The organism is Actinosynnema sp. NPDC023658, from assembly GCF_040639995.1.
Taxonomy (GTDB): domain Bacteria; phylum Actinomycetota; class Actinomycetes; order Mycobacteriales; family Pseudonocardiaceae; genus Actinosynnema.
The window spans coordinates 1-11821 of the sequence record NZ_JBFAAX010000166.1; the positions used below are offsets into that span (position 1 = coordinate 1).

Annotated in this window: 8 protein-coding genes; all 8 read left to right on the forward strand. The window is 72.3% G+C overall.

Annotated elements, in window-relative coordinates:
- Positions 1-354: 354 nt before the first annotated feature.
- Entirely contained in the window at positions 355-1101 is a 747-nt protein-coding gene (locus tag AB0G02_RS18780) for a helix-turn-helix domain-containing protein (RefSeq protein WP_360795749.1), read from the forward strand.
- Between the two features lie 27 nt (positions 1102-1128).
- A complete protein-coding gene (locus AB0G02_RS18785; RefSeq protein ID WP_360795753.1) occupies positions 1129-1983 on the forward strand; it encodes an NYN domain-containing protein in 855 nt (284 codons plus the stop codon).
- A 69-nt stretch (positions 1984-2052) separates the two neighbouring features.
- Positions 2053-3636 (forward strand): lipase family protein, encoded by a 1584-nt coding sequence (locus tag AB0G02_RS18790; protein WP_360795756.1) that lies wholly within the window; start codon positions 2053-2055, stop codon positions 3634-3636.
- A 225-nt stretch (positions 3637-3861) separates the two neighbouring features.
- Positions 3862-5034, forward strand: a complete 1173-nt coding sequence (locus AB0G02_RS18795) for an MFS transporter (RefSeq protein WP_360795771.1) — start codon at positions 3862-3864, stop codon at positions 5032-5034.
- The gene (locus tag AB0G02_RS18800) at positions 5027-8695 is read left to right on the forward strand and encodes a nitrate reductase subunit alpha (RefSeq protein WP_360795759.1); all 3669 of its coding nucleotides are present in this window, start codon (positions 5027-5029) and stop codon (positions 8693-8695) included. Before AB0G02_RS18795 ends, AB0G02_RS18800 begins: the two co-directional genes overlap by 8 nt.
- The gene (narH, locus tag AB0G02_RS18805; RefSeq protein WP_360795762.1) at positions 8695-10401 is read left to right on the forward strand and encodes a nitrate reductase subunit beta; all 1707 of its coding nucleotides are present in this window, start codon (positions 8695-8697) and stop codon (positions 10399-10401) included. The genes AB0G02_RS18800 and narH overlap by 1 nt, the downstream gene beginning before the upstream one ends.
- Positions 10398-11027 (forward strand): nitrate reductase molybdenum cofactor assembly chaperone, encoded by a 630-nt coding sequence (gene narJ, locus AB0G02_RS18810; protein ID WP_360795765.1) that lies wholly within the window; start codon positions 10398-10400, stop codon positions 11025-11027. Before narH ends, narJ begins: the two co-directional genes overlap by 4 nt.
- Positions 11027-11806 carry a respiratory nitrate reductase subunit gamma gene (gene narI, locus AB0G02_RS18815; RefSeq protein WP_360795768.1) on the forward strand — a complete coding sequence of 260 codons (780 nt, stop codon included), beginning with the start codon at positions 11027-11029 and terminating at the stop codon, positions 11804-11806. The genes narJ and narI overlap by 1 nt, the downstream gene beginning before the upstream one ends.
- The last annotated feature ends 15 nt before the right edge of the window (positions 11807-11821 follow it).

Consider the following 11821-nt stretch of genomic DNA (forward strand, 5'->3'; position numbering starts at 1 on the left):
CTTCGAGGCGTCGGCGGGCAGGACCTCGACCGCGGTGTCGGTGCGGTCGGCGGCGATGAACCGCAGGCGGCCGGCGGGGACGTCGAGGACGGCGGCGATCGTGGTGGGGGTGTCGAACTTCTGCATCGTGCTCTCCTTGGCTCGTTCTGGCCGGTGTTTCCGACAACGCAAACGCTACGTTGCGTTCGAGGAACGCACAACATCACCGTTGCGAACTAACCCCATTTACCCAGGTCAAAGCAACTATTTCGTTGCAATGGCGCTGAATCTAACGCAACGAGAAGTCGTGAAGCGTTGCAATGAATGAGAAGTGAACGCTATACTGGAGGCCCCAGGAGCACGGAGGAGATCGCAATGCCGGGAGGCAGGCTCGCCCAGCAGGAACGCCAGCAGATCGCGCTGGGCTTGGCCGACGGACTCTCCTACGCGGAGATCGCCCGGCGTCTCGACCGCCCCACCTCGACGATCACGCGCGAGGTCATGCGGAACGGCGGCCCCACGGCCTACCGCGCCGACCTGGCCCACCGCGCCACCGAGCAGCGCGCCCACCGGCGCAGGCAGGCCGCGCCACGCGGGCAGCAGGCGCCCCCGCAGGCCCACGGGCGCGACGCCGAGGCCGTGCGCGAGTACGAGGAGGCGTTCACCACCCTGCTCATGCAGCAGGGCCTGCCCAAGATGATGTCCCGGGTGCTGACCTGCCTCTACACCAACGACGAGGGCAGCCTCACCGCGTCCGAGCTCGTCGCGCGCCTCCAGGTCAGCCCGGCGTCGGTCTCCAAGGCGGTCACGTTCCTGGAGGGCCAGGGCCTGGTCCGCCGTGAGCGCGACGACCGCCGCCGTGAGCGCTACGTCGCCGACGACGACGTCTGGTACCAGTCGATGATCGCCGCCGCGCGGTCCCACGCCCAGCTCGCGGACACCGCGCGGCAGGGCGTCCGGATCCTGGGGTCCGGCACCCCGGCCGCCACCCGCCTGGAGAACATCGCCCGCTTCGTCGACTTCGTCGGTGAGAGCATCACCCGCGCCGCGGAGCAGGCCCGGGAGGTCCTCTACGCGAAACCCGCGCCGGGTCCGGAGGACGAGCCGGGTCCGGACGCCTGAACCGACCCGGGAGGTAAGGTCCGTCGGGTGGGGGAGATCGTGCGCATCGGGGTGTTCTACGACGGTACGTGGTTCGCCTACCTGAGCGACTTCTACGCCACCGCGCACCCGCGAGGGGCCCGGATCGCGCTCGACGGGTTCCACGACGCGGTGCGCTGGCACCTCCACACCCGGACCGGACGGCCGCTGGACGAGTGCGTGGTGCACGAGGCCCACTACGTCCGCGGTCGCATCGAGACCCCGGCCGCGTCGTTCGACGCCGTCCTGACCGCCGCCGGCGTCACCCGGCACGACCTGCCGCTGCACGGCGGCAAGGAGAAGGGCGTCGACGTCCACTTCGCGCTGGAAGCGTGGGAACGCGCCACCACCGTGCCGTTGCAGTGGGTCGTGCTGGTCACCGGCGACGCCGACTTCACCCCGTTGGCGGCCCGGTTGGCCGCGCGCGGCGTGGGCGTGATCGTGCCGGTCGTGGACGCCGGGACGCCGGCCGCGCCGGGCACCCCACCACCCGCCTGGACGCCGCGCACCGCCGCGCCGCTGCGGGCGGCGGCCACCCTGACGCCGGCCTTCGACGACCTGTTCGCCGCCGCCGACCGCCCGGACTACCCGCTGCGCAGCCCGTTCGTGCGCTCCAGCGAGGCCGTGGCGTCACCGATCGGCGCACCGCGAGGCCGCCGCCGGGGCACCGTGACCGGCTGGCGGGTCGGGCAGCCGCACGGCTTCATCACCGACACCAGGGGCGGCTCGTGGTTCGCCTCGCGCGACGAGCTGCCGGAAGGGCGTTCCGCGCTCCCCGTCGGCACACCGGTGTCGTTCACCGGTTCACCCACACCGGCGCCGGGCCGCAAGTACCCGCGGGCGTTCTCGATCCTCCCCGAGTGACCATCCACAGTGGACCGAGGGGAAGTTCACCCGCCCGGTGGCGCCCGGAGCGACTACCGTTCCGGTGACATGACGGCTCCCAGCGGCACCGAGCCCGCCAGACGACCCGGTGCGCTGATCCGCGCCCACCCGCTCGCGGCCCGGTTCCGGCCGGACCACGCGGAGGCCGCGTACCGCGTCTTCTACCAGGGCGTGGGCCACGACGGCCGCGGCCGGCTCGTCACCGGGTCGGTGTTCATCCCCGAGGGCACGCCGCCGGCCGCCGGCTGGCCCGTCATCAGCTACGCCCACGGCACCACGGGCCTGTCCGACCGCACCGCGCCGTCGCGCACGGGCCTCCTCCGGTTGGAGCGCGTGCACATCGCGGCGTGGCTGGCGGCCGGGTACGCCGTCGCGGCGACGGACTACGAGGGCCTGGCCACGCCCGGACCGCACCCGTACTTCAACGGCGAGGCGGTGGCCGACGACGTGATCGACGTCGTCCGCGCGGCCCGCCGGCTCGACCACCCGCTCGACCGCCGCTGGCTCGTCGCGGGCTTCTCCCAGGGCGGCCACGCGGCCCTGTTCACCGCCCTGATCGCGACCGACTACGCGCCCGAGCTGGACTTCCTGGGCACGATCGCGCTCGCGCCGCCCGTGCACCTGCTGCGCGTCATCGCCACCCGCACCAGCGACGCGTCCGCCGCCGTCTGCCCGTTCGTGCCGATCGTCCTGGCCGGCATGCGCACCCGGTACCCGGACTTCACGCACGACTTCCTCACCGAGCGCGGCACCGCCCTGGTGGACCTGGCCGAACGGGTGTCGCTGGTCGAGGTGTTCCGCGCCGCCAGGAAGACCACCAACGACGAGACCGGGATGACCGACCTGACCCGCCACCTCCACGTGGAACGGGTGCTGGACGAGTGCCGCGTCCCGGTCACCCGCCTGGACCGGCCGGTGTTCCTGGGCGCGGGCGGCAACGACGAGGTCGTGCCGCTGACCGTGGTGCACGACTTCGCGGACGACATCGCCGCCGCGGGCAGCGCGGTGCACCTGACGACGTACCCGGACGCCGACCACGGCTCGATCCTCACCGAGGCCCACGCCGACGCGGCGAGCTGGGCGGCCGGGATCACCGGCCACCACGCCGACCCGGTCGCGCCGTCACCCCGCTTCGACCTGCTGGACGCGACCGGGGACGGCTACCTGCGGCGCGACGACTACGAGGTGTTCGCGCTGCGCCTGGTGCAGTCGTTCGGCCACCCGCCCCGCTCGGCCGCCGCGATGGCCGTCCGCTCGGGCTACCGCGCCCTGTGGCGTGCCCTGGCCGCCGAGTCCGACACCGACCGGGACGGCCGGGTGGACAAGTCGGAGTTCCTGGCGTGGGTCGGCCGCGCCACGCACACCGCCTTCGACCGGACCCTCCGACCGCTGGCGACGGCCGTGCTGGCCCTCGTCGACACCGACGGCACGGGCGTGGTGGAACGCGACGAGCTCCTCACCCTGGTGGACCGGTGCGGTCTGCCCGAGGCCGACGCCCGCACCCTGTTCGACCGCCTGGACGCGAACCACCTCGGCACCGTGGAGACCGAAGAGGTGGTCCGGGCCATCCGCGAGTTCTGCCTCGACCCGTCCCCGGACAAACCCGGCCACTGGTTGTTCGGCCGTTTCTGACCGTCGAACGCGGTGTGCCGCAGAGCCGACCCTGACCGGGTAAACCTTCACTCTTTCGGGTTGTCCCACCGAGTGACCGCGCGTGACCTGCGTTGCGGGGGTCCGGGGCGGCTGGTACCCCGTTGACCGAGGACACCGGTCGGCGGGGGAGGTCATCACACCGTGCAGCAGCACTCCCCACCGTCCACGACGAGCAGTCCACCGCGCACCGGGCAGCGGACGTTGATGCTCGTGCTGGCGACCCTCGGGTTCACGGTCAACTTCTGGGCGTGGGCGCTGCTCAGCCCGCTCGGACCGCGGTTCAAGGGCGAGCTGGGGCTCAGCTCGTTCCAGCAGGCGCTGCTGGTCGCCGTGCCCGTCGTGGTCGGCTCGGTGGGCCGCATCCCGGTCGGCGCGCTGACCGACCGGTTCGGCGGGCGGGTGATGTTCCCCGCCGTCTCCGCGATCACCATCCTGCCGGTGCTGTTCCTGGGGCTGCTCGGGCACGGGTCGTTGGCGGCGCTGCTGGTCGGCGGGTTCTTCCTCGGGCTCGGCGGGACGACGTTCGCCATCGGCGTGCCGTTCGTCAACGCCTGGTACCCGCCGCAGCGGCGCGGGCTGGCGATCGGGATCTTCGGCGCGGGCATGGGCGGGACGGCGATCAGCGCCCTCACCACCGTGCCGCTGGCCAACAGCGGCGGGATCGCGAAGCCGTTCGTGGTGACCGCGATCGTGCTGGCCGGCTACGCGGTCCTCGCGGCGCTGCTGCTGCGCGACGCGCCCGGACGGGCGGTGCCCACCGAGTCGGTGACCCGGCGCATGGCGGACACGGCCAGGCTGGCGGCGACGTGGGAGGCGTCGTGGCTGTACGCCATCGCGTTCGGCGGGTACGTCGCGTTCTCCGTCTACCTGCCCGCCTACCTCCAGGAGTCCTACGGGCTCGCCCAGGCCGACGCGGCGAACCGGATGGCCGGGTTCGTGCTGCTCGCGGTGGTGATGCGGCCGGTCGGCGGGTGGCTGTCCGACCGGTTGGGGCCGCTGCGGGTGCTGGTCGCGGTGTTCGCCGTGGTCACGGTCTGCGCCGTGGTGCAGGCGTTCACCCCCGCGTTGATGCCGGTCGGCACGATCGCGTTCCTGTCCATGGCCGCCGCGCTGGGCGCGGGGAGCGGGGCGGTGTTCGCGCTGGTGGCGCTGCTCGCACCGGGCAACAAGGTCGGGTCGGTCACCGGCGTCGTGGGCGCCGCGGGCGGTCTGGGCGGGTTCGTGCCGCCGCTGGTGATGGGCGCGCTCTACGGCGCGTTCAGCTCGTACGCGCTCGGGTTGGCGGCGCTGGCCGTGGTGTCGGCGGCCACGCTCGCGTTCACCCTCACCACCGTGCGGCGCTCGCTGCTCGTCCCGGCAGGGCCGTCACGTGGGTGAGCACCGGGCCGCGCTCCCCGACGCGCTGGTGCGGACCCGCCGGTTCTTCACCCGCGCCGAGATCTCCGACGACCTGCGCACGCTGCACCGGATCGGCGGGCGGCAGGCCGACGAGTTCTACCGGGACCGGTGGAGCCACGACAAGGTGGTGCGGTCGACGCACGGGGTGAACTGCACCGGGTCGTGCTCGTGGAAGGTCTACGTCAAGGACGGCATCATCACCTGGGAGGCCCAGCAGACGGACTACCCGTCGGTCGGCCCGGACCGCCCGGAGTACGAGCCGCGCGGCTGCCCCCGTGGCGCGGCGTTCTCCTGGTACACCTACTCCCCCACCCGCGTGCGCTACCCCTACGTGCGGGACGTGCTGCTGGAGATGTACCGGGAGGCCAAGGCCCGCACCGGTGACCCCGTCGACGCGTGGGCGTCCATCGTGGACGACCCGGAGCGCGCCCGGCGCTACAAGGCGGCGCGCGGCAAGGGCGGGCTGGTGCGGGCGAGCTGGGACGAGGCGGCCGAGATGGTGGCCGCGGCGCACGTGCACACGGTGAAGCGGTACGGCCCGGACCGGATCGCCGGGTTCTCCCCGATCCCGGCGATGTCGATGGTGTCGCACGCCTCCGGCGCGCGGTTCGTGTCGTTGCTGGGCGGCGCGATGCTGTCGTTCTACGACTGGTACGCCGACCTGCCGGTGGCCTCGCCGCAGGTGTTCGGTGACCAGACCGACGTGCCGGAGTCCGGCGACTGGTGGGACGCCGGCTACCTGATCATGTGGGGCTCGAACCTGCCGGTGACCCGGACGCCGGACACGCACTGGATGGCCGAGGCGCGCTACCGCGGGCAGAAGGTCGTGGCGGTGGCGCCGGACTACGCCGACAACGTCAAGTTCGCCGACGAGTGGCTCGCGCCGCAGCCGGGCACGGACGGCGCGCTGGCGATGGCCATGGGGCACGTGTTGCTGCGCGAGTTCTTCGTGGAGCGGCAGGTGCCGTACTTCACCGACTACGTCAAGCGCTACACCGACCTGCCGTTCCTGGTGCGCCTCGAAGCGCGCGGCGACGCCCACGTGCCGGGCAAGTTCCTCACCGCCGCCGACCTCGACGGGCACGCCGACAGCGAGCACGCCGCGTTCAAGACCGTCCTGCTCGACGGGGCGACGGGCGAGCCGGTGGTGCCGGGCGGGTCGCTGGGCTTCCGCTTCGGCGAGCAGGGCGCGGGGCGCTGGAACCTCGACCTCGGTGACGTCGACCCGCTGCTGTCGGTCGGGGGCGGCGAGTCGGTGGAGGTGGAGCTGCCCCGGTTCGACCTGGCCGGGCCGCCGAGCGGCGTGCGTCGCGGCGTGCCCGTGCGCCGGGTCGGCGGCCACCTGGTCACCACGGTGTTCGACCTGCTGCTGGCCCAGTACGGCGTCCACCGCGAAGGACTGCCCGGCTCCTGGCCCACCGGCTACGACGACGCCACCGAGCCGTGCACGCCCACGTGGCAGGAGACGATCACCGGCGTGCCCGCCCAGGCCGCCGCGCGCATCGCGCGCGAGTTCGCCGCCAACGCCGAGGAGTCCCGCGGCCGGTCGATGATCATCATGGGCGCGGGGGCGAACCACTGGTTCCACTCCGACACGATCTACCGCGCCTTCCTCGCCCTGACGACGCTGACCGGGTGCCAGGGCGTCAACGGCGGCGGGTGGGCGCACTACGTCGGGCAGGAGAAGTGCCGGCCGGTCACCGGCTGGTCCCAGCTGGCCTCCGCGGCGGACTGGGCCCGCCCGCCGCGCCAGATGATCCAGACCGCCTACTGGTACCTGCACACCGACCAGTTCCGCTACGACCACTTCGGCGCCGACACCCTGGCCGCCGCCACCGCGGACGGGCAGCTCGCGGGCAGGACCACCGCCGACGTGATCGCCCAGTCCGCCCGGATGGGCTGGATGCCGTCCTACCCGACGTTCGACCGCAACCCGCTCGACCTGGCCGACGAGGCCGAGAGCTCCGGCGTGCCCGCGGCGGACCACGTGGTGTCGGAGCTGAAGGCGGGGCGGTTGCGGTTCGCCTGCGAGGACCCGGACGCGCCGGAGAACTTCCCGCGCGTGCTGAGCGTGTGGCGCGCGAACCTGCTGGGCTCCTCGGCCAAGGGCAACGAGTACTTCCTCAAGCACCTGCTCGGCACCGACCACTCCGTGCGCGCCGCGGAGACCCCGCCCGGCGCGCGCCCGAAGGACGTCGCCTGGCGCGACGAGGCACCGGTCGGCAAGCTGGACCTGCTGCTGTCGCTGGACTTCCGGATGACCAGCACCACGATCTTCTCCGACGTCGTGCTGCCGGCCGCGACCTGGTACGAGAAGCACGACCTGAACACCACCGACATGCACCCGTTCGTGCACTCGTTCAACCCGGCCATCGCCCCGCCGTGGCAGACGCGCACCGACTGGGACGCGTTCATGGTGATCTCCGAGGTGTTCAGCGCGCTGGCGGAGGATCACCTCGGGGTCCGCAAGGACGTCGTCGCGACCGCCCTGCTGCACGACACCCCGGACGAGCTGGCCACGCCCCACGGCCGGGTCCTGGACTGGAAGGCCGGGCAGTGCGAGCCGGTGCCCGGCGTGACCATGCCCAGGCTCACGGTGGTGGAGCGCGACTACACCGCCATCGCGGCGAAGATGGGCGCGCTCGGACCGCTGGTCGACACGCTCGGCGCCACGACCAAGGGCGTCACCTTCCGGCTGGAGCGCGAGGTCGAGTACCTGCGCGCGCAGAACGGCGTCATCCGCGGCGGCCCGGCCGACGGCCGCCCGTCGCTGGTGCGCGACGTGCACGCGTGCGAGGCGATCCTGGCCCTGTCCGGCACCACCAACGGGCACCTGGCCACCCAGGGCTTCCGCACGCTCGAACAGCGCACCGGACGGCCGCTCGCGGACCTGGCGGCCGAGCACGAGGGCAAGCGGGTCACGTTCGCGGACACGCAGTCCGCGCCGGTGCCGGTGATCACGTCGCCGGAGTGGTCCGGCAGCGAGACCGGCGGGCGCCGCTACTCGCCGTTCACCATCAACGTCGAGCGGCTCAAGCCGTGGCACACGCTGACCGGTCGCCAGCACTTCTTCCTCGACCACGACTGGATGAGCGAGCTCGGCGAGCAGCTGCCGGTGTTCCGGCCGCCGCTGGACATGGCCGCGCTGTTCGACGAGCCGCGCGTGGGCGACCGGGGCGAGCTGGGCATCACCGTGCGGTACCTGACGCCGCACTCGAAGTGGTCCATCCACTCCGAGTACCAGGACAACCTGTTCATGCTCAGCCTGTCGCGGGGCGGCCAGACCATCTGGATGTCCCAGGAGGACGCCCGCAAGATCGACGTGTCGGACAACGACTGGGTCGAGGCGGTGAACCGCAACGGCGTGGTGGTGGCCAGGGCCGTGGTGTCGCACCGGATGCCGGAGGGCACCGTCTTCATGCACCACGCGCAGGACCGGCTGATCGACGTGCCGCGGGCCGAGGCGTCCGGCAAGCGCGGCGGCATCCACAACTCGCTGACCCGGTTGCTGATCAAGCCGTCGCACCTGATCGGCGGGTACGCGCAGCTGTCCTTCGCGTTCAACTACCTGGGGCCCACGGGCAACCAGCGCGACGAGGTGACCGTGATCCGACGTCGTGACCAGGAGGTGCGGTACTGATGCGAGTGATGGCCCAGATGGCGATGGTGATGAACCTGGACAAGTGCATCGGGTGCCACACGTGCTCGGTCACCTGCAAGCAGGCGTGGACCAACCGCTCCGGGGTGGAGTACGTCTGGTTCAACAACGTCGAGACCCGACCCGGGCAGGGCTACCCGCGCGCCTACGAGGACCAGGAGCGCTGGCGCGGCGGGTGGGAGCTGGGCAAGCGGGGAAGGCTCAGGCTCAAGGGCGGCGGCCGGTTGCGCAAGCTGCTGACCATCTTCAGCAACCCGAAGCTGCCGGGCATCGAGGACTACTACGAGCCCTGGACCTACGACTACGACACCCTCACGACCGCGCCCCTCCAGGAGCACACGCCGGTCGCCCGGCCGCGGTCGCTGATCAGCGGCGAGCCCACGAAGATCACCTGGTCGGCCAACTGGGACGACAACCTGGGCGGCGCTCCCGACCACGGCCACCTCGACCCGATGCGCAAGGGCATCGAGGACCAGGTCCGCTTCGAGTTCGAGCAGACCTTCATGTTCTACCTGCCGCGCATCTGCGAGCACTGCCTCAACCCGTCCTGCGCCGCCTCCTGCCCGTCCGGCGCGATCTACAAGCGCAGCGAGGACGGCATCGTGCTGGTCGACCAGGACCGGTGCCGCGGCTGGCGGATGTGCGTCTCGGGCTGCCCGTACAAGAAGGTGTACTTCAACCACCGCACCGGCAAGGCCGAGAAGTGCACGTTCTGCTTCCCGCGCGTCGAGGTCGGGCTGCCGACCGTGTGCGCGGAGACGTGCGTGGGTCGGCTGCGCTACATCGGGTTGGTGCTCTACGACGCCGACCGCGTGCTGGAGGCCGCGTCCACACCGGACGAGAAGGACCTGTACGAGGCCCAGCGAGGCGTGTTCCTCGACCCGCACGACCCGGAGGTCGCCCGTGAGGCGGAGCGAGCCGGGATCCCGCACGACTGGGTCGAGGCGGCCCGCCGGTCGCCGGTGCACGCCCTGATCAGCCGGTACCGGGTGGCGCTGCCGCTGCACCCGGAGTACCGCACCCTGCCGATGGTCTGGTACATCCCGCCGCTGTCGCCGGTGGTCGACGTCGTCCGGGACACCGGGCACGACGCCGAGGACCACGGCAACCTGTTCGCCGCCATCGACGCCCTGCGCATCCCGGTCGACTACCTGGCCCGGCTGTTCACCGCCGGCGACCCGGAGCCGGTGCACCTGGTGCTGCGCAAGCTGGCCGCGATGCGGTCGTACATGCGCGACATCAACCTCGGCCGCGAACCCGACGAGGCGATCGCGGCGAAGGTCGGCATGAGCGGCGAGGAGGTCTACGACATGTACCGCCTGCTGGCGCTGGCGAAGTACGACGAGCGGTACGTCATCCCGCCCGCGCACGCCGAGCAGGCGCACGGCCTGGAGGAGCTGGCCGCCGAGTGCAGCCTCGACTACGAGGGCGGGCCGGGCATGGGCGGTTCCGGACCGTTCGGCGAGAGCTCCGGCGGCACGTCGCCCATCGCGGTGGAGAACTTCCGGATGCTGCGCGACCGGCAGACCACCGACACCATGGCCGCGCCCGCGGACAAGGGCGGCCGGGTGAACCTGCTCAACTGGGACGGCAAGGGCCGACCCGACGGGCTCTTCCCACCGCGGGAGCGGCCGGCGGAACGGCCCGGCGGCGGCGACCCGGCGGGCGAGGTCGAGCCGAAGCCATGACGTTCACCGACACCGAGCTGGTCACGGCCTGGCAGGTCCAGTCCCTGCTCATCGGCTACCCGGACCGGCACCTGCTGGAGCGCGTCCCGCTGCTGCGGTCCGCCACCGCGACGCTGCCACCGCCGCTGGCGCAGCCGCTGCACGCCTTCCTCGACCACCTCGACGCCACGCCGCCGACCGAGCTGGCCGCCGACTACGTCGCCACGTTCGACCACCGCAAGCGGTTCAGCCCCTACCTGACCTACTTCGCGTACGGCGACACCCGCAAGCGCGGCATGGCCCTGCTGCGGTTCAAGCACGCCTACCGCGCCGCGGGCCTCGAACTGGACGACGGCGAGCTGCCCGACCACCTCGCGGTCGTGCTGGAGTTCGCCGCCACGGGCGACCCGGCGTCGGGCAGGCGGCTGCTCACCGAGCACCGCGCCGGGTTGGAGCTGATGCGGATGGGGCTGCGCGAGGCCGGCTCGCCCTGGGTGGGCGTCCTGGACTCGGTGTCGGCCACCCTGCCACCGCTGGGCAGGCACGAGCACGAGGCCGTCGCCCGGCTGGCCGCCGAGGGACCGCCCGAGGAGGAGGTCGGGCTGGCGCCCTTCGCGCCGCCCGAGTACATGCCGGGGAGCCACTGATGACCGAGCAGCTCAGCGCCCTGGACGTGCTGCTGTGGGTGGCCGTCCCGTACGCGTCCATCGCGGTCTTCGTCGTCGGGCACGTCTGGCGCTACCGCTACGACAAGTTCGGCTGGACCACGCGCTCCTCGCAGCTGTACGAGAACCGGTTGCTGCGGCTGGGCAGCCCGCTGTTCCACTTCGGCATCCTGGTCGTGGCCCTCGGTCACGTCGGCGGCCTGCTCATCCCGAAGTCGTGGACCGAGGCGGCCGGGATCGGTGAGACCGCCTATCACGCCGTCGCCGTGGTGCTGGGCGTGCTGGCCGGCGCCTGCACGCTGGCGGGCGCGGCGATCCTGGTCTACCGGCGGCGGACGGTCGGTCCGGTCTTCTCCGCCACCACGCGCAACGACAAGGTGATGTACGTGCTGCTGGTCGGCACGATCGTGCTCGGCCTGGGCACCACCGTGCTGGGCAACCTCACCCACGACCCGCACGACTACCGCGAGTCCGTGTCACCGTGGTTCCGCTCGATCTTCTACTTCCGGCCCGAGCCCGCGCTGATGGCCACCGCCCCGCTGGGGTTCCGGCTGCACGCCCTGGCCGCGTGGGCGCTGTTCGCGTTCTGGCCGTTCAGCCGGCTCGTGCACGTGTTCTCCATGCCCCTGGGCTACCTGACCCGGCCCTACATCGTCTACCGCAGCCGTGACGACCGGTTGCCATCGAGGTCTCCGGCCGCGTCCGCGCCCTCGGTCCCGGGGTCGACGGGCTGCGGGTCGGTCAACCGGTCGCGGCGCTGACCATCGTGGACAGCG